We start from the raw sequence: 17,535 nt of genomic DNA, 5'->3' as shown, positions 1-17,535 counted from the left end.
TATGAAATTTGATGTACTGGCTGATATGACTTATACGGCAAACTCTGCCGGAACGCTTATACTGAACATACATGCCCTGCGAACCCCTACGCAAACAGTTATAGCGGAAAACTTTACCATACAGCCATACATTAAAGCCGAAGAACTGGTTAATGTTAACGGCGAAAACCGCCTGATACGTTTACAGGTAGAAGAGCCCTGCAATATTGCCATAAACTACCACGCCACTATTGATAACGCGTGGAAGCTGGTAAATATGGAAGGCATAACAGAAACACCCGTTTATCAGTTACCTGCCGAAGTACTGCAATATCTTAACCCGAGCCGGTACTGCCAGTCAGACAAATTATTCAGGCTGGCGAATAACATGTTCGGTAATACAGAGAACCCTTTTTTAACGGTTTTAGCTATGGTGGAGTGGATACATACCAATGTTCAATACCTTAGCGGCTCCACAAATGCGCAAACCTCGGCGTTTGATACGGTTACCGAGCAATCAGGCGTGTGCCGTGATTTTGCCCATTTGGGCATAGCCCTGTGCCGGGCGCTTACCATACCCGCCCGATACTTTACTGGTTATGCCTACAAACTGCAACCGGCAGATTTTCATGCCTGTTTTGAGGCTTACATTGCCGGTGAATGGATATTGTTTGATGCCACCAAGCTGGTGCCGCTTAATGGCCTGGTTAAAATTGCCACCGGTAGCGATGCCGCCGATGCCGCCATTGCCAATATTTTTGGCGATATAAGCTTTGATACCATGCTGGTTAACTGCACGCTGAATGACGAGGGCTTTGTGCCGCACTATTACTATGACAATTGCCTGCAGGGCCTCAGCTACCTTTAAAAGGAATACCTGGTTTTTTGCTTACGCTTAAAGTAAATAAAGTTGATAAGCAATACCGCCCAGCAAATCAGCAGGCCAAAAAATTCGCGCGCCTCCTCTACCCAGGGCTTTGTGGCTTTCATGGTTTGTACCAGGCTTTCCTCATCGTGCAGGGTAACCCAGTCTATTACGCCATTACTGTCAAATATCTTGTAAATGGCATAGCCCACGTAACCTATCAAACCCACATAATACATTGCCGGATAATACCTGCCTTTTATCGCCCAAAAGCAAATTAATGCCGCGTACAGATAAATAGGTACCCACAGGTACGGATCTGGGTCGTTATATTGTAAGCCTGCCGATATAACAAACAGGATGATGAACAGGATGTTAAATAGCTTCATCGTAGAGGGATTATCAGTGGCATTAAGCCTCGTCAGGTATAAAGTTTATCTCGTCGTTCTTATCAAAAGCTACGTACGCCCTCTTCCATGGCTGGTTGTCGATCATTTTCCAGCGGTGGGCTGTACCGGTAGTATCAAGCGCAATAAGCACTTCACCCGGCCTTAATGTAAATGTTTCGCCCAAACGGGTTTCAAATTCAAGCGTGCCGGTAAGGCATATCACATATTGCTCGGTAGGCGCGTTATGCCAATCGTATGATGAGCCTGCAGGTGATTCGCGAAAGCGTATACTACCGGCTCTGTGCAGTTCTTCTTCAGCCAATGTGCCTGTTATAAAATGCGAGTGCCCGTCATCTCCGGTATATAGTTTTATAGCTTTTATCATAGTATATAGTACTGCCTGCTAAAGTACAATATTACCGCAAACTTATCATCGGGTGTAGTTGTTGCTTTATGTTATCATGACTACTGTAACACAACACCGGCGCAGCACGCACATAGGCGCGCTTATCATCAGTATATTAATTACGTTAGCTATAGGCTTTACCGCCTCCTATTTTACCCGGCCCGAAATACCAGGATGGTACGCGGGCCTGCAAAAGCCATCGTTTAGTCCGCCTAACTGGCTGTTTGCCCCGGTGTGGACAAGCCTTTACATCATTATAGGCATTGCGGCTTACCTGGTTTGGCAAAAGCGCGATGGCAGTAAGGCTTATACTACAACACGCAATATTTACATTTTACAACTGATATTGAATTTCTCGTGGTCTGTTGTGTTTTTTGGTATGCACCAAATGCTTTGGGCCTTTGTGATAATTGTGTTGTTATGGCTAAGCATAATCGGCTGCATTGCAGGCTTTTCAAGGTTCAGCAAAACGGCATCATGGTTAATGGCACCCTACCTGTTATGGGTGAGTTTTGCATCGGCATTAAATTTTAGCGTTTATTTGCACAACAAATAATGCAAAAGCTTAATTTTAGTTGCCGAAAGCAACTGGCCTTTTACATGAAAAAACTTTTACTTACCGTAATAACCCTGATATTTTTTGTACCCGCCTTTGCAGATACGATAGCTATCGATCATTTTGCAATTGTTGAAAATCCTTTCGCGCAGGATGAAGTAGCCGTGCAGGCAACAGATTCGCTGGGCAAGGTACGTGAGGGTATTAACGGCACCTTCAATTTTTCAATGAATGGCTTTAACGAAACGCTACAGTTTGATAAGGGCACCGCGTTTTACCGGCATAAAATAGAAAAATCAACGTTTTTGTATGCCAAGCATGTTAATGATAACGGCACCCACTCTATTTTGTATTACGTATATAAAAACGGCAGCAAGTTAGCACCATGGCACATTAGCTGGGTTTTATTGCTTGCCATACCCTGCGTATTAATATTACTTGCTTATATGTTTAAGCGGTTTATTATCATCGCGGTAATCATCTTCATCATCTTTTTTTACTTTAACCACCACAACGGTTTAAGCGTGGGCCGCTTTTTTGAAAGTATAGTTGACGGGTTAAAAGGCATGTTTTAACCCCTGCTGGTTTGATTAGAAAGGCAGCCCGACACCAAAGTTAAGTTGCATAAAGCTATAACCATCGCCAAGAATGTTACCATCTTTATCAACCCCGGTTTTGTTGGCTTCTTTGTAAGCCCGTTTAAAATCGCCGGTACGAAATAGTTCGTCGCCATGTTTAAGCACTACCCATTGGTCTGAACCGGTAAACTGCGGATCCTTAAACTTGAAGCCGATATCAAACCTGAATACAAAGAACTGTAGGTCAAAACGTAAGCCGGTACCAATACCTATGGCTGTTGAATTCCACAGGTTGCCTAATTTAAACTCACCATTGGGGCTATCTTCCTGCTTTTTTAAACGCCAAACGTTACCAAAATCCATAAAGAAAGCACCCTTTAACTTTGATCCAAAAAAGTTATTTGCCAGCAAATAGCGGTACTCGGCATTGCCAATTATTTTAACTTCACCCACCTGGTCAATATACTTTAGCTGGCTCCGCAGGGTATCAGACAGGGTACTGCTGCCATAACTGGCCCTGTTAAACTGGCCGGGGCCAAGCGTGCGCGGCAGCCATGCACGGATATCATTAGCACCACCGGCATAAAAATTCCTCTCAAATATCAGCTCACTGCTATTGCCATAGGGTATACCAACACCCGGGTTTATCCGGAAGATGAATTGGCGCTCGTGTGTAAAGGTGCGGTAAAAACGCAGGTCTATCTCTGTTTTAGCATACTGCGCGTAAGTATAGCCAAACATGGTGCGCCTGCCGGTACTGTCAGCCTTGGTATTAAACAAATGGCTTAATAAACTAAAAGCATTACCGCCTACATCAAGGCTCCCCCTAAAGTAAAGAAAATCAGTAAGCCAGTTCAGTTTATTGGCATTAAGCTGATAAGTATACTGGCTGCCCGAGGTTAATATGGTACGGCCGATAAGGTAGATATATGAGAACCTGTTTTGGCTCAACAACAACCTATATGCGTTCGGGTCAATTGTACCGCGCGAAAATTCAATAAACAGCGGCGTAATGGTGTGGCGTTTATCCGGTGTTTCAAAAAAATCGTAGGTAATGGAGTTTACAAAGCTTTGGCGCTTAACCAGGCCTTTTTGATAGAACAACTGGTAATTACTGGCAAAGGTGGTGTGCGGCACACCGTATTTACCCAATATAGGCGCTTTAAAAGGCAATATCAACCTCGGATAGCTAAGGCTAAGGCCCACCTTAAAATCCTGGTTCTCGATGCTTCCGCGCGATGCTGAATTACTACCATTATCAAACAATACGCTCCAGTTTATTTTAAGCTGCAAAGTGGCTGCCTGCTTAAACATGTTACGATTGGTAAACGTGTTACCAATGTTATAACCATACCTGCCACTGCTAAACAAAAACTCTCCCTCAATACGGTCATTCATCCGTTTCAGCGGAATAATATCTATACGGGTATCCAGCCTGTTGCTGCTGTCGGCCAGTTTGGTGTAGGTTGGGTTGGGCACGTTACGAAAAACGTTGAGCTCTGAAAGGCGGGCTGTTGTTAGCTGTTGCCTGTCGATATTATACAACTCTCCTTTTTTCTGGAATATATAATCAGTTACCGTACGTGGTTTAAACCTGCCCGAGTAATCAACAAACCTGAACTGCGAGTCAACCTGCAAGGTATCCGCTTGCCCCGTGGTGCGCCCCGTGCTGCGGGCGATAGTGATCAGCGTATTATTAATTTTATATATCGGGTGCTCATTCCTGCCAGGCGGATTATCAATGATCACCTTTACATCAACCACGCTATTGTTGTATGTCGAATCATAATCGTAGCTGATGTACTGGCGGTAAAAATCGTAATAACCATTACGCTTCATCACGGTATACAGCTCATCACGGTCATAAGCCAGGCTATCCCTGTCAAAACGGCTGCCCTGCTTAACGTGTGCCTTACCTTTATACCCTTCATACAACGAGCGTATGCGGCGATCACCAATACTGTCAGTATAGTTGCGCACCTTGAACATTGGCCCCTGCTGGGCGGTAAATATCAGTTCGGCCTTTTTATTTTTTATGTGGATGCTATCGCTAACCTTTGCTTTAAGGTAACCCTTGTTCTGCAAAAACTTCTCTATCTGCAAGCGCGAATATTCTACCAAACTGCTATCAAGTATCGCCGGGGGCTCACCGATGTTTTTTTTACCATTTTTACTGAACAGGTAATAAAACTGCAGGTTAAGCCAGTTATTGGGCTGCTGCTCCTTATCCACATAATTATGTGCCAGATCCTTAAAATCATCATCAACACCCTGTATGGTTACCTTGCGTACAAGTGCCTGATCATCTTTAAGTTTACGGGTTAAACTGCAACCCGAGCCTATTATGAGCAAAAGAATAGTTAATATTGTAAGGTGATATTTAGCAGGGTGAATGTATGCTTTCAAAATCTCAGATCAATTTATTAAAGTCCTTACAACATAAAAAGTTTCGTACCGAGCATGGCCTGTTCCTTGTTGAGGGCCACAAATCGGTAAATGAATTCGCCAATTCGGCATACCAGGTTGATACCGTTTTCCAAACGTACACATCCGACCCAAAATTGCTGAATTTATCCCAAAAAATAAACTGTCAGCAAATATCATTGAACGATCTGGAAAAGATCAGCGCTTTAAAAACACCGCAGGATGTTGTTGCACTGGTAAAGATACCTGAATGGCCCGCACTTAATAACCAAACGTTAAGCAAAAAGTTTTCAATCGTTTTAGATGGCATACAGGACCCCGGCAATCTGGGTACCATCATCCGCACGGCCGATTGGTTTGGCATTACCGATATTATTTGCTCGGCAGATACGGTTGATGCCTATAACCCCAAGGTAGTACAGGCAAGCATGGGTTCGCTATCGCGCGTATATGTACATTATATTGATATAGAACCTTTTTTACAGCGTGTGCAAATGCCGGTTTTCGGCGCTTTATTTAACGGAAAAAACATTTACGAAACCCAATTTGGCAGCGAAGGCCTCATTGTAATGGGTAATGAGGGCAACGGTATAAGGCCATCGGTTGAGAAGCTGATACAAAAAGCGGTAACCATACCAAGGGCCGGGCAGGCTGAATCACTGAACGTTGGCATAGCCACTGCCATATTTTGTTCAGAAATAAAAAGAAATACATTTAAATAAAGTTGGTAGTCAACAAAAATATTTGCTACTTTTGCGTTCCTTAAAAAATGGTCGGGTGGCCGAGTGGCTAGGCAGAGGTCTGCAAAACCTTTTACAGCGGTTCGAATCCGCTCCCGACCTCACAGGATTATTAAAGTATTAAAAAATTAAGTATCATGGGCGTTACTCGTTTAAAAAGAAAAGATAGAAGAAATAAAACTTTCTCACGTTTGGAAGTTCAATTCCTGAAACTGGCTACTAACCTGCAACCAGGCAGCCGTTCAGCTCAATCAACTAAAGATCAGTTAGCTAAAAACAACGAAGTTTTAGCAAGCCTGAGCAAATAAGCAATTAAGATCTTATTTAAACAAAAAAATCCTGTTGGTTTATACCGACAGGATTTTTTTGTTGATACGCTTTATCAATCCCGGCCCCTCGTAAATAAAGCCGGTATATAATTGCACTAATGATGCCCCGGCGTTCAGCTTCTCCATAGCATCATCAGCCGAATGGATACCACCTACCCCGATAATGGGGAATGCGCCGTTTGATTTTTTATGCAGGTAAGCGATCACTTCGGTTGAGCGTTTGGTTAGTGGTTTACCGCTTAAACCGCCGGCTTCACCTTTATATTTTCCGGTTAACCCATCACGGCTGATCGTGGTATTGGTGGCAATAACGCCTGCTATTTTGGTTTCGGTTACTATCTCTACAATATCGTTTAGCTGGTCATCAGTCAAATCAGGTGCTATTTTTAGCAATATCGGTCTGCTGATACCATTTTTATTATTGCGCTGTTGCAGCGTATTCAGGATGTGCATCAGCGGCTCTTTTTCCTGCAGGGCACGCAGGCCGGGTGTATTTGGCGAGCTTACGTTCACTACAAAATAATCAACCACATCAAAAAGCCTGTCAAAACACTTTATATAATCGCTTACGGCATCCTCATTAGGGGTAACTTTATTTTTGCCGATGTTACCACCAATAATAACCCCCTCCTGCCCTTTCGGCCGGTTTTTGCGATAGGCAGCTAAACGTGCGGCAACCACATCAACGCCCAGGTTATTGAAACCCATGCGGTTAATCAGCGCCTCATCGGGCGGCAGGCGGAACATACGAGGCTTAGGGTTACCCGGCTGCGGCAACGGTGTTACTGTACCCACCTCAACAAAGCCGAAGCCCAGGTTGGCCATCTCGCTTATTACTTCGCCGTTTTTATCAAACCCGGCAGCAAGGCCAACAGGATTGATAAATTTTAAGCCGAATACCTCTTTTTCCAACCGCAGATCCTTCATATCCCATGCGGCACGGCTCAGGGCTGCTCCACCCGGAAAATTATTAACCCTCCGCAAGTTGCGGGTAACAAAATAATGCACCTTCTCCGGGTCGAACTGAAACAGCAATGGTTTAAGTAAACTATACATGCCGCAAAGGTATTGTATTATGGTTTAAGCTGAAAGGGAAGATAGCAGAAAGCTAAAAGACCAAAGCTGAAAGCTATATCTAAAAGCTTAACTTATGGGTTGGCTAAAAGGCTTTCTAAAACTTAAAAAGCTTTCAGCTTTGGTATTTCAGCTTTCTGCTGTAGACTGCCTCAAAAATCGTATCTTTGCGCGCAAATGATCGCAATAAATAATCTGACGTTTGAGATAGGTGCAAGGAAATTGTATGACGAGGCTAACTGGCATATTAAACCCGGTGAAAAAATAGGCCTGATAGGCGCTAACGGTACGGGCAAAACCACGCTGCTGCGCATGATTGTGGGCGAATACAAGCCTACATCCGGCACCATATCAATGGCTAAGGATCTTACGCTTGGTTACCTTAACCAGGATCTGCTATCGTACGCGTCGGAGAAAAATATTCTGCATGTGGCAATGGAGGCTTTTGAGCGCCAGAACCAGTTACATACCGAAATTGAGAACCTCCTCAAAAAACTGGAAACAGATTACAGCGAAGACTTATTACACAAACTAAGCGACAAGCAAACCGAATTTGAGGCGCTTGACGGTTACAATATTGAATACAAAGCCCACGAAATTTTAGCGGGTTTAGGTTTTAGCGAGGCTGATACGCACCGCAAGCTGAGCACCTTTTCGGGTGGATGGCGCATGCGCGTTATGCTGGCTAAAATTTTATTACAGGCACCGGATATACTGTTGCTGGATGAGCCTACCAACCACCTTGACCTACCATCAATACAATGGCTGGAGCAGTACCTGAAAGATTTTGAAGGCGCTGTGATTATCGTATCGCACGATAGGTGGTTTTTGGATAAGGTAATTAACCGTACGGTTGAATCGCGCAAGGGCAAACTGACTGTTTATGCGGGCAATTACTCTTTTTACCTGGAAGAAAAATCTTTACGTGAGGAGATACAACGCGGTGAGTTCAAAAATCAGCAATCAAAAATCAGGCAGGAAGAACGCCTGATCGAGCGTTTCCGTGCCAAGGCATCTAAAGCTAAAATGGCACAATCGCGCATTAAAATGCTCGATAAAATGGAGCGTGTGGACGATGTGGACGATGATAACCCAACGGTTAACTTCACCTTCCGTTTCTCCAAGCAATCGGGCAGGCACGTTGTAACCCTTGAGGATATCACCAAGAAATATCCGGCTATTGACATTTTAGATCACGCTGAGGCCGTGATTGAAAAAGGCGACAAGATTGCCCTGATCGGTGCTAACGGTCGTGGTAAATCAACCCTGTTGCGCATCATAGCCAATGCCGATAAGGATTTTACCGGCACGGTAACCACAGGCCATAACGTTTCAACAACCTTCTTCGCGCAGCACCAATTGGAATCACTGCATCTGGAGAACGAGATACTGAGCGAACTGCAATCATTCGCGCCAAAGCATACGGATACGGAATTGCGCACCATACTGGGTTCGTTCCTATTCACCGGTGATGATGTATTTAAAAAGATCAAGGTACTGTCGGGTGGCGAAAAATCCCGCGTGGCATTAGCCAAGGCCCTTACCGCTGATGCCAACTTTTTGGTACTGGATGAGCCTACCAACCACCTTGACATACAATCGGTAAACATATTGATACAGGCCATACAGCAATATGAGGGTACGGTTGTAGTGGTATCGCACGACAGGTATTTTCTTGACAATGTAGCCAACAGGATATGGTTTATTGAAGACCAGAAGATCAAGATCTATCCTGGTACTTATGCCGAATACGAGGAGTGGAACTCAAAACGCAAGTTTGAAAAAGTGGCCGCTCCGCCTGCGCCTAAAAAGGAAGAAAAAAAGCCCGAGCCTGTTAAACAACAGGGCGACGATAAGGCACAGCAACTAAAAAAGCTGAACCAGGATCTGGGTAAAATGGAAAAGCAGATAGCTGATCTGGAAACCGAGGTAAAAAAACTGGAGACCGAGCTGGCCGACGATAAAATTTATTCGGATCAAAACCGCTTAAAGCAAACCAACACAGCTTATCAGCAAAAAAAGAATGAGCTGGGTGCCGTGAAAGAAAAATGGGAAGGCTTGGCCGAACAGATATTGGAGTTGGAGTAAGCCCCACCCCTCCAAACCTCCCCTAAAGGGAGGCTTTTATTTTTTGCAGCTATGAAAGGATTAGTAACTTTTTTATCTATTTTTCTTTTTTATTTAACTGCATTTGGGCAACAATATACCGATAGCGTATATCGCCCTAACATAAAAAGCATTGAGCTTTATAACCAGGGTAAAGCGGGGTCTCTGCCGGTGATCAACCTTAACTCGGGCGATAAGCTGGTACTGGGTTTTGATGACCTGACAGGCCAAACCAGTAATTTTTACTACACCCTTGAGCATTGCGATGCGCTTTGGAACTCCTCACGCCTGTCCCCTGCCGAGTACCTGCAAGGCTTTACTGAGGATCAGATCATCAACTATAAATATTCATCAGGTACGTATCAAAAATATGTGCATTACGAGATCATCTTCCCCAACAGCAACATTATACCCAAATATGCCGGTAATTATATTTTAAAGGTGTATGAGGATGGCGATCAGCAAAAGCTGGTGTTTACACGCAAGTTGTACGTGCTTAATTCGCGGGTAACGGTAGCGGCTAATGTGGTACCATCAAACAACGTACAGTATAGGCAAACTAACCAAAAACTGAATTTTACAGTTGATTATGGCCAGCTACGCATACAAAACCCGGCTACTGATATGCGGGTGATTGTTATGCAAAACTATCGTGCCGATGCCGGCATTTTAAACCGCGAGCCAATGAGCATACGCGGCACCCAGTTGGTTTATAATGATGTTAACGCTAATGATTTTCCCGGTCGTAACGAGTTTAGGTATTTTGATATGCGATCGTTAAAAGCCGGGGCGCATGGTATTAACCGCATTTATCGTGATACAGGGTTTTCGGTACAATTAAACACCGATGTTAACCGCAACGGGCAGCCTTACGAGTTTCAGTTCGACAATAACGGCAACTATTTTATACTGAACCAGGATGGCAGCGACCCGCGGGTTGATGCTGACTATGCCCGGGTATATTTTAGTTTGGATGCCCGTAAAAGCGCCGCGGATGGCACGCCTTATATCATAGGCAGGTTTAACAACTTTAAGCCTGATGCCGGCAGCATGTTAAAATTTGATGCGGCTACCGGCAGGTTTACCGCTATGCTACAGCTAAAACAGGGTGTGTATGATTACGGGTACCTATGGGTTAACAATACCACCAAAAAAGCGGATGATACGGTAATAGAAGGCAGCCATTACGAAACCGGCAATGATTACCAGCTATTTATTTACTACCGCCCTCCAGGTGCCCGCTGGGAAGAGCTGGCAGGCCTGCAGCAAATTAGCACTGCCAAAAACCAAAACCGGTAGCGGCTTGTATTTTGCTATATTTGCAGCAAACCATCGCCAATTATAAATATGAAATTAAAAACCCCGCAAGACTCGCTTACCATAATGAATGAACTGGTATTACCCAATGATACCAATTACCTGCACAACCTTATGGGGGGCCGCCTGCTGCACTGGATGGATATTGCCGCCGCCATATCGGCGCAAAAGCATTGCAACCGTATTGTGGTTACCGCCTCGGTTGATAATGTATCTTTTCAGCAGCCTGTAAAACTGGGCGATGTAATTAATATTGAGGCCAAGGTTACCCGCGCGTTCACTACCTCAATGGAGGTTAAGCTGGATGTTTGGGCACAAAACATGCCATCGGGCACCAATATAAAATGCAACGAGGCCTACTACACCTTTGTAGCCCTTGATGAAAACGGACGTACCATAGCAGTGCCTGAAATTGAGCCTCAAACCGAAAAGGAACTGGAACTGTACGCTGGCGCGTTGCGCCGCAGGCAACTGCGTTTAATACTTGGCGGCCGTATGCACCCTGATGATGCCACCGAGCTTAAAGCTTTGTTTACAGCCGCCAAAAAAGATATTTAAAACTTACGCTTCCTGTTTGAGTGCCTTTATCCCGGTGAGGATACCATCCCACAGATTGATACGGGCTTGTAATGCCTGCTTAACCGCTTGCGTAGCTGCCTGCCATTTGGTATCATCATCGCCGCAAAGTTCGGCTGTCATTTCATACGCCAGGTGCGAGTGGTGATCGCCGTCGACCTCAATGTGGCGTTCAAGATAATAAACAAAGGTATCTATCCTGCCCGGCGCGCTGTTGCTTATTTGCTTAACCATGCTGATGAACATGCCCGGTATCAAATCCTCACGGCCAAAGGTGAATACGGCTGCTATCAGGTATTCCTGCCGGGTAGCTATTACATCAAACGTGTGTTTTACAAACTGAGCGGCTGCGGATGGTATACCATAGGCAGTTAACGCATCATTAACATTTTTACCCTGCGCTAATTGCTGCAACAGGTTATTTACAGGCTGTATGTTAAAACCGGCCTGTTCCATGGCTTGCAGGTAAAGCTCAAAGTGGCTTATGCGGTTACCATGCTGGTCAATATCGCTTTCTTCGCCGGTAACAATTTCGTTAATCAGGTAACGGGTATTGGCGCTGCCCACAGGCACCCAGGGCACATTGGTACAGGTTAACTTTTGCTGCAATGCTTTTAAAAGCGACATAAAATCCCAAACGGCAAAAACATGATGCTCCATAAAAATACGCAGATCATCAGCATTTTGCATCTGCATATATAACTCATGATCTATCAATTGCCCGCGCAGGGGCGCTATAGCCTGCTTTAACTGTTCTATCCTTTCCTGGTGCTTCATGCCGCAAAATTAACATCTGAATTATTTTTCGTTTGTCATTATTCCTGATGGTGATAAATTAGATATTCGCACAACATTTTTTTAAATGCTGTGTTGAGATATAAAAATTGCCTTTACATGCTGACAGATATTTTACCTGCCGATGGTTCAGCCCTGTATACTGAAACCAATATGCACAACCTTTTTCCCGAGCCGTGGAACATGGTTTCGTCTGCCCTGTTTTTAATACCCGGAATATACTGGCTTATAAAATTAAAAGGCTTTAACAAGCAACATGCCTTTTTAAGCATAGCCACCATGCTGATGCTTACCGGCTGTATAGGCAGCACGGTTTACCATGGCTTCAGGCAATGGCGGTTTTTTATGTACCTGGATTGGGTGCCTATCGCCTTATTGTGTATGCTGGCCAGCATGTTCTTTATCATCAAAGTTACGGGCAAGTGGCAATCTGCCGCTATAGCGGTGGTGGCTTTTGGTCTGGTTGAGGTTGGCCTGCGCCAATTGTATATGGCTTATGATAAGCATATTATGTTCAGCATAAATTATGGCGTTATGGTAATGATGATAGTGTTGCCATTGCTTATGTTGCTGATAAAAACCCGCTGGCGAAACGGAATATTAGTAGCGGCGGCCTTTGTGAGCTTTGGCTTTGCCTTGTTCTTCCGTATAGTGGATACCGAGGCATTGCTGCCCATGGGTACGCATTTTTTATGGCATACCTTCGGCGCTATAGCCACCTCATTTATTTTCCTGTTCATCTATCGCCTCAATGGTTTTACCTATATGAAAAAACGCCTGAAACATTTAAGGGAGGAAGCAAAAGTATTGCCCATGTACGGTGATACAGAGGTTGAAGAGCGTACCGGATCTTGATTTTGAAATACTTAACTTATATTAAATAAAAGCGGCAGGTAATTACTTTACCTGCCGCTTTTATTTAAATTCATCTGTATAATCTTTTACAGCCTTACCCCTCGCAAAAACTCCTCGATGTTCATGCGTTTTTTGCCTTCCAGTTGTACATCTGTCACGCTGATGAAGCCATCGGGGCCGGCAAATTTAAAGCTGGTTTTATTATCGGTTAAAAAGCCGCCGGGTTGTATGCCGGGTTCTGTTTCAGTATATTCAGCATTAAATATTTTTAACACCTTACCGTTAAGTGTGGTATAAGCCGTTGGTGTGGGGCTAAGGCCGCGTATCAGGTTATATATTTTAAGCACAGGTTGTGTCCAGTCTATAGCGCCCAGCTCTTTAGTGAGCTTTGGGGCATGTTGCAGCTCTTCGCCTGTTGTTAACTGGTGCTGAGGGTGTTCATGGTAACGGCCGCTTTCAATAGCCTTAACCGTTTTTACCAGCAAACCTGCTCCTTTGTTCATCAGGCGGTCATGCAGTTCACCTGCGGTTTCCTGGCCGGTAAGGGTTATTTTTTCGGTGAACAGTACGTCGCCGGTATCTATCTCATGCTTTAAAAAAAAGGTGGTAACACCGGTTTCCTTTTCGCCGTTTATAAGTACCCAGTTTATTGGCGCGGCGCCACGGTATTGCGGCAACAGCGAGGCATGCAGGTTTATGGTTCCTTTGGCGGGCATACTCCACACCACCCCGGGCAACATGCGGAAAGCCACCACTACCTGCAAATCGGCCTTGAGGGCGGCAAGCTGCTCTAAAAACTCAGGGCTCTTTAACTTTTCGGGCTGCAACACCTTTATACCATTGGCTACGGCATATTGCTTTACGGCACTTTCATTAATTTTTTGACCGCGACCGGCAGGCTTATCAGGCGCGGTAACTACGGCCACAATATCGCAACCGGCTGTTATTAAAGCGTCTAATGATGCTACTGCAAATTGCGGCGTGCCCATAAATACAATTCTCATGGTATTTGTCCTCTTTTTAGATGTATCGTATAAAAATAAACAAAGCGTGTAAATGTTTTATAGCCAATGTTCAGTTTTATGCCATTTTACGGGTACAGCAAATATTTTTTTCGCATCTCTTTAAACTTACTCAGCCCCGGCTCCCAGCTTGCCCGAATCACAGCTTCGGTTTTACCGGCCTCAATTTGTTGCTGTAGTTTTTTGGTACCCGTTAATTTTAAAAAGTAGGCGTTAAAAAACTTAGTCTTGTCCGGAAAGGCCTTGTACATATCTATCAGCCAGGTTAAATTCAGCTTACCTGTTTTTTTGAATACCGATGCGTCATATTTTTGAAGATCGATACCATAACAGGTATTGCCCTTTTGCGGCGGGTTATCACTCACCCCCGGGATACTAACCGGCGTAAATGAAAAATTGAATTTACCCCTCAGCAACGGGTGCCCCGCCACCTGGAATGGGAATGGTGTGCCCCTGCCCAAACTAAATGTAGTACCTTCAAACAAGCAGGTGCTCGGATAAAGCAATATGGATTGCTGCGTATTGAGGTTGGGCGACGGATGTACGGGCAAGGTATAATCCGACTGATGGGTATAGCCCGTCATCTTCACTATTTTTAATTCGCATTGTACACCTTTGTTCAGCCACTTTTCGCCGTTTATCATTTGGGCGTACTCGCCCATCGTCATGCCATGACTGATAGGTATAGGGTGCATTCCCACAAAAGATTTATAGGCAGGCTCCATAATTGGCCCGTCTATGATAAATCCGTTTGGGTTAGGCCTGTCAAGCACCATCAGTGGTATATTATTTTCGGCACAAGCCTCCATTACGTAATGCAGGGTTGATATGTAGGTATAAAAGCGCGTACCTACATCCTGAATATCAAACACCATCAGGTCAATACCCTTAAAATCCTCGGCGGTAGGTTTATAATGCTTGCCGTAAAGTGATACAACCGGCAAACCTGTCGACTGGTCTACCTCGTCACCCACTTTTGCACCGTTGGCGGCATTACCCCTGAAACCATGCTCGGGGCCAAATATTTTTTTAATGTTGATGCCCCTTTTAAGCAAGCTATCAACCGTAAGCTTGCCTGCTGTACCTATAATAGATGTTTGATTGATCAGCATACCCACATTTTTACCTTTAAGCTGATCGATGTAAGCTTCGGTGCGGTTGGCAGCGGTAACAATTTTTGCCGGGGCGTTGCCGCTTACCGCAATGGTATCTGTTTTGGCAACAGTTGTATTGCTTTCTGTTGATGGCTGGCCGCAGGTGGTAGCACCCAGCAGCATACCGGTTGTGGCTAAACGTAATAAAATGGTGGTATGTATCATACGTATGTTTTTCTTATGGTAATTAAGTAAACGTTTTTTAGCGGTAAAACCGCATATTTGCGAAGTTACAAAAATCATACTGCTTTGAATTTTTCGTCGTTTATTGCCGGCCGCATCACCTTTACGTCCAAACGTACGTTCTCAAAACTGATTGTGCGTATTGCCGTGGTGGGTATTATGCTCGGCCTGGGGGTGATGATACTTTCAATAGCCATTGTAAAAGGCTTTAAGCAGGAAATACGCGAAAAAATCCGCGGCTTTGCCGGCGATATGCAGGTGGTAAAGTTTGATCTGAACAACTCGTACGAGAATTCTCCTTTTGTTAAGGACGACAGCTTTGTAAAACAAGCATTAAAGGATAAACAGATCGTCAGCATAAAACCCTTTGCCACAAAACCCGCCATTATAAAGGCCAATGACGAAATAGAAGGTATTGTACTGAAGGGCGTTGATAAAACGTACGACTGGCATGTTTTTAATAAAACCTTGCTTGAGGGTAAAGTGATTGATTTTAGTGATTCGGTTAAAGCCAACGAGCAGATCATCGTATCGCGCCATACGGCCGACAGGCTCAAACTAAAGGTGGGTGATGATATACTGATGTATTTTGTGCAGGAGCCGCTGCGTAAGCGTAAACTATCCATCAGCGGCATTTACAGCTCAGGGGTTGATGAGGTTGATAAAACCTTTGTTATCGGCAGTCTGGCGCTTATACAGCGTTTAAACAATTGGGAAAGCAACGAAATAGGCGGATATGAAGTACGCATAGCTAACTTTGATAAACTGGCTTATGCCGATGAGTTTTTAGATACGGTGATACCTGTACGCCTCAAATCATACACCATACAGCAAAACTACCCTACTATATTTGAATGGCTTAAACTGCTTGATGTTAACGCCCGTGTAATGCTGGTACTGATGCTGGTAGTGGCGGTGATAAACATGATATCGGCATTACTCATCATGATACTTGAGCGTACCTCCATGATAGGCATGTTCAAGGCATTGGGTGCTAACAACTGGCGCATACAAAAAATATTTTTATACAATGCTTTTTACCTGATAGGACTTGGGCTGATACTGGGCAATATATTTGGTTTGGGGCTAAGCCTTTTTCAATTTAAAACGCACTTTTTCAAGCTTGATCCGGCATCTTATTACATGTCATTCGTACCGGTACAGCTCAACGCCATGGATGTAATTCTGCTTAACATCGGCACACTGATAATTTGCCTGCTGGTTATGCTGATACCATCGGCATTAGTGAGCAAGATACAGCCGGTTAAGGCCATCCGTTTTAAATAAAATTTATAGTTTATTCAGTTCGTCAAGCAAACCTTTGCTCAGGCGGTTAAAGTAGCGTTTTACCCCAAAACCCATTACTGATTGTATGCCACGGGCGGCATTGGTGAGGAAAACCTCGTCGGCCTCGTACAATATCTCGGGGTTTATCTGCGCTTCGGTAACCTCTATGTTATTTACCCTGGCCAGGTTGATCACTACCTGGCGCATAACGCCCTCCACACATCCCTCGCTAAGCGCGGGCGTATACAGGTGGTTGTTATACCATATAAAAATATTGGAGCTGCTGGCCTCGCACAGGTAGCCATTTTGGTTCAGCAAAAAAACATCATCCAGCCGGTTCTGTTCCTTATAAATGCCCGCCATTATATAAATCAGCGAGTTGCAGGTTTTGATATTGGACAGGTAGTTGGATGGTTTGGGCAAATCAGTAAAAACATCCATGATCAGGCCCTTCTCGTTTAAAAAATAACGGGGCTCATCAAGCGGCTGCAATTCCAGGCAATAGCCCATCTTATTTTGTGATGGGGTATATAGTCCCTCAGCATCACGGTACACCGTAAGGCGCAGGCGGGCATGTTTTACTTTATTGCGGGTAGCCAGCTCTTCGGCCTTATTTTTCAGGAACCAGGCATCCGTTTGCGAGTAGCTGTCAATTTTAAGCGCCTTCATCCCCCGTTGCAGGCGGTCGGCATGCATATCGGCAAATTTAAGCTTACCCTTCATCAGGCGCATGCTCTCAAACAAACCATCGCCGTACCTGAAACCACGATTACCCGTAGTTAACAGTTTGGTATCGGCCGGTACAATTTCGCCATTAAAATTGATGAACAAAGGCATTCCCTATTGCAGCGTTTTGGTGTTTAATATGAGTTTTTAGACAACGATAACCTTAGATTGTTT

18 protein-coding genes and 1 tRNA gene are annotated in these 17,535 nt (G+C 44.5%); 11 read left to right on the top strand and 8 right to left on the bottom strand.

Going from position 1 to position 17,535, the window contains the following annotated elements; translation table 11 throughout:
- Window position 1: 1 nt before the first annotated feature.
- Window positions 2–847, top strand: coding sequence for a transglutaminase family protein (locus tag LJ707_RS08515; RefSeq protein WP_228950381.1), 846 nt, complete (start codon window positions 2–4; stop codon window positions 845–847).
- Here the strand turns inward: LJ707_RS08515 and LJ707_RS08510 are convergent.
- Window positions 844–1,233 (bottom strand): transmembrane 220 family protein, encoded by a 390-nt coding sequence (locus LJ707_RS08510; RefSeq protein ID WP_228950380.1) that lies wholly within the window; start codon window positions 1,231–1,233, stop codon window positions 844–846. The genes LJ707_RS08515 and LJ707_RS08510 overlap by 4 nt on opposite strands.
- Before the next feature lie 22 nt (window positions 1,234–1,255).
- Window positions 1,256–1,618 (bottom strand): hypothetical protein, encoded by a 363-nt coding sequence (locus LJ707_RS08505; RefSeq protein WP_228950379.1) that lies wholly within the window; start codon window positions 1,616–1,618, stop codon window positions 1,256–1,258.
- Between the two features lie 76 nt (window positions 1,619–1,694).
- Between LJ707_RS08505 and LJ707_RS08500 the strand changes: the two genes are divergently transcribed.
- Window positions 1,695–2,195: a TspO/MBR family protein gene (locus LJ707_RS08500; protein WP_228950378.1), complete on the top strand. Its 501-nt coding sequence runs from the start codon at window positions 1,695–1,697 to the stop codon at window positions 2,193–2,195.
- Window positions 2,196–2,239: 44 nt separating this feature from the next.
- Window positions 2,240–2,770, top strand: coding sequence for a hypothetical protein (locus LJ707_RS08495; RefSeq protein ID WP_228950377.1), 531 nt, complete (start codon window positions 2,240–2,242; stop codon window positions 2,768–2,770).
- 15 nt (window positions 2,771–2,785) lie between these two features.
- On the opposite strand, the gene LJ707_RS08490 is transcribed toward LJ707_RS08495, so the two are convergent.
- Window positions 2,786–5,179 carry a BamA/TamA family outer membrane protein gene (locus LJ707_RS08490; RefSeq protein ID WP_228950376.1) on the bottom strand — a complete coding sequence of 798 codons (2,394 nt, stop codon included), beginning with the start codon at window positions 5,177–5,179 and terminating at the stop codon, window positions 2,786–2,788.
- Here LJ707_RS08490 and LJ707_RS08485 point away from each other — a divergent pair.
- The 3 genes from LJ707_RS08485 to LJ707_RS08475 all read left to right on the top strand — a co-directional run bounded on the left by LJ707_RS08485 (window position 5,170) and on the right by LJ707_RS08475 (window position 6,245).
- On the top strand, window positions 5,170–5,919 hold the full coding sequence (locus LJ707_RS08485; RefSeq protein WP_228950375.1) for an RNA methyltransferase: 750 nt from the start codon (window positions 5,170–5,172) through the stop codon (window positions 5,917–5,919). The genes LJ707_RS08490 and LJ707_RS08485 overlap by 10 nt on opposite strands.
- A 49-nt stretch (window positions 5,920–5,968) precedes the next feature.
- Window positions 5,969–6,039: transfer RNA gene (locus tag LJ707_RS08480), tRNA-Cys, on the top strand.
- Between the two features lie 35 nt (window positions 6,040–6,074).
- On the top strand, window positions 6,075–6,245 hold the full coding sequence (locus LJ707_RS08475) for a spore protein (RefSeq protein WP_228950374.1): 171 nt from the start codon (window positions 6,075–6,077) through the stop codon (window positions 6,243–6,245).
- Between the two features lie 39 nt (window positions 6,246–6,284).
- Here the strand turns inward: LJ707_RS08475 and LJ707_RS08470 are convergent, their stop codons facing one another.
- Entirely contained in the window at window positions 6,285–7,322 is a 1,038-nt protein-coding gene (locus tag LJ707_RS08470; RefSeq protein WP_228950373.1) for a quinone-dependent dihydroorotate dehydrogenase, read from the bottom strand.
- 195 nt (window positions 7,323–7,517) lie between these two features.
- On the opposite strand from LJ707_RS08470, the gene abc-f reads away from it, so the two are divergent.
- From abc-f to LJ707_RS08455, 3 genes are read left to right on the top strand one after another with little or no spacing between them, the layout of a single operon-like run.
- Complete coding sequence (abc-f, locus tag LJ707_RS08465) at window positions 7,518–9,428, top strand: ribosomal protection-like ABC-F family protein (RefSeq protein WP_228950372.1); 1,911 nt, start codon at window positions 7,518–7,520, stop codon at window positions 9,426–9,428.
- Between the two features lie 51 nt (window positions 9,429–9,479).
- Window positions 9,480–10,745: a DUF5103 domain-containing protein gene (locus LJ707_RS08460; RefSeq protein ID WP_228950371.1), complete on the top strand. Its 1,266-nt coding sequence runs from the start codon at window positions 9,480–9,482 to the stop codon at window positions 10,743–10,745.
- A gap of 48 nt (window positions 10,746–10,793) precedes the next feature.
- Window positions 10,794–11,321, top strand: a complete 528-nt coding sequence (locus LJ707_RS08455; RefSeq protein ID WP_228950370.1) for an acyl-CoA thioesterase — start codon at window positions 10,794–10,796, stop codon at window positions 11,319–11,321.
- 3 nt (window positions 11,322–11,324) lie between these two features.
- On the opposite strand, the gene LJ707_RS08450 is transcribed toward LJ707_RS08455, so the two are convergent.
- Window positions 11,325–12,116: a DUF3050 domain-containing protein gene (locus tag LJ707_RS08450; RefSeq protein ID WP_228950369.1), complete on the bottom strand. Its 792-nt coding sequence runs from the start codon at window positions 12,114–12,116 to the stop codon at window positions 11,325–11,327.
- Window positions 12,117–12,233: 117 nt separating this feature from the next.
- Between LJ707_RS08450 and LJ707_RS08445 the strand changes: the two genes are divergently transcribed.
- Entirely contained in the window at window positions 12,234–12,989 is a 756-nt protein-coding gene (locus tag LJ707_RS08445) for a hypothetical protein (RefSeq protein WP_228950368.1), read from the top strand.
- An 86-nt stretch (window positions 12,990–13,075) separates the two neighbouring features.
- Here the strand turns inward: LJ707_RS08445 and fmt are convergent, their stop codons facing one another.
- A complete protein-coding gene (gene fmt / locus LJ707_RS08440; RefSeq protein WP_228950367.1) occupies window positions 13,076–13,993 on the bottom strand; it encodes a methionyl-tRNA formyltransferase in 918 nt (305 codons plus the stop codon).
- Window positions 13,994–14,079: 86 nt separating this feature from the next.
- On the bottom strand, window positions 14,080–15,408 hold the full coding sequence (locus tag LJ707_RS08435; protein WP_228950366.1) for an exo-beta-N-acetylmuramidase NamZ domain-containing protein: 1,329 nt from the start codon (window positions 15,406–15,408) through the stop codon (window positions 14,080–14,082).
- A gap of 6 nt (window positions 15,409–15,414) precedes the next feature.
- On the opposite strand from LJ707_RS08435, the gene LJ707_RS08430 reads away from it, so the two are divergent.
- Window positions 15,415–16,635 (top strand): FtsX-like permease family protein, encoded by a 1,221-nt coding sequence (locus LJ707_RS08430; protein WP_228950365.1) that lies wholly within the window; start codon window positions 15,415–15,417, stop codon window positions 16,633–16,635.
- A 3-nt stretch (window positions 16,636–16,638) separates the two neighbouring features.
- Here LJ707_RS08430 and LJ707_RS08425 read toward each other — a convergent pair whose 3' ends face one another.
- Window positions 16,639–17,472: an aminotransferase class IV gene (locus LJ707_RS08425; RefSeq protein ID WP_228950364.1), complete on the bottom strand. Its 834-nt coding sequence runs from the start codon at window positions 17,470–17,472 to the stop codon at window positions 16,639–16,641.
- Window positions 17,473–17,535 lie beyond the last annotated feature (63 nt).

The sequence above is a fragment of the Mucilaginibacter sp. UR6-1 genome (assembly GCF_020880975.1).
GTDB lineage: Bacteria > Bacteroidota > Bacteroidia > Sphingobacteriales > Sphingobacteriaceae > Mucilaginibacter.
This window is presented reverse-complemented; position numbering and strand designations above follow the sequence as displayed.